This is a genomic window from Megasphaera massiliensis (assembly GCF_000455225.1).
Taxonomy (GTDB): Bacteria; Bacillota; Negativicutes; order Veillonellales; family Megasphaeraceae; genus Megasphaera; species Megasphaera massiliensis.
Window position 1 is genome coordinate 3,582 of sequence record NZ_HF954541.1, and the last position, 927, is coordinate 4,508.

General features: G+C 43.9%; 1 protein-coding gene. It reads right to left on the minus strand.

The window, feature by feature from the left end; translation table 11 throughout:
* Positions 1-198: 198 nt before the first annotated feature.
* Positions 199-522, minus strand: a complete 324-nt coding sequence (locus TX77_RS13655; RefSeq protein ID WP_042171573.1) for a transposase — start codon at positions 520-522, stop codon at positions 199-201.
* Between the last annotated feature and the right edge of the window lie 405 nt (positions 523-927).

The window sequence follows — 927 nt, forward strand, 5'->3', positions numbered from 1 at the left end:
CTTGGTCATCATGGATTTGCTCACCGGTGACGGTTAAGGAGTATCCCGATACAGGACGTCCTTTTGAAGGTGAGAGTGGATGATCCTCGCCCTCGACTTGAGCTGCACGCTTCTTGCGATCGTAGTACGTAGATTCAGCTATTTTCAGTACGCGTAGAACCCATGCTACGGCTATACCCTGCTTAACGAATAATTCGGCTACTTCAAGTTTTTCAGATAAGCAGGGTTTTTCTTTTTTAGCAACTCCCGTAGAATCTCGTTTTCGAGCTCCTTCTCACCCAGAGCTTTGATGGCTTTCTCGTATCGTTCTTCTACTTCTTGTAGGCGTTGAACTTCTTGTACATATTCATCGGTCTGAGGAATGTCCTCTGGCGGAACGGAGTCGCGATGATCTCTGACCCATAAACGTATGCTTTCTGGGTGAACGTCATACATGCGTGCCAGCACCCCAATTTTAATGCCAGCTAACGCTTCTCGAACAATTTTCATGCGTGTTTCTTCTTTCAGTCTTTTGCCACCCATACCGAATCATCTCCCTTTTCTTTATTTTAATTTATTGGATAGGGAGACTCCAGTTTATCTAGGGGGCCTTTGGGAAAGTGCATTTAGAATCGCCCGATTCGGCTCTTTTCGTGCTTTTTAGGCCAATCAGCCTGCACTTTTGCATTTTGAAGCGATAAATCGCTCGAAAACCGGCTGACAAACTGTATTTTTGCATTTTGATACGTTGTAGTCTGCCGTGCAAAGTGAGTACGACACGTATTCAGAGCTATCTGCGCTAACCTGGCTCAATGAACGAAATAAACTTCATAATCTGATAGCACAACAAATTTACTTTTCGATCAAACATCCGTTTCTGTTATTTGCATATATCCTATCTTGCTGGTTTGCTTCCATTATGCTGCATGTACAGCTCTCTCAAGTTTC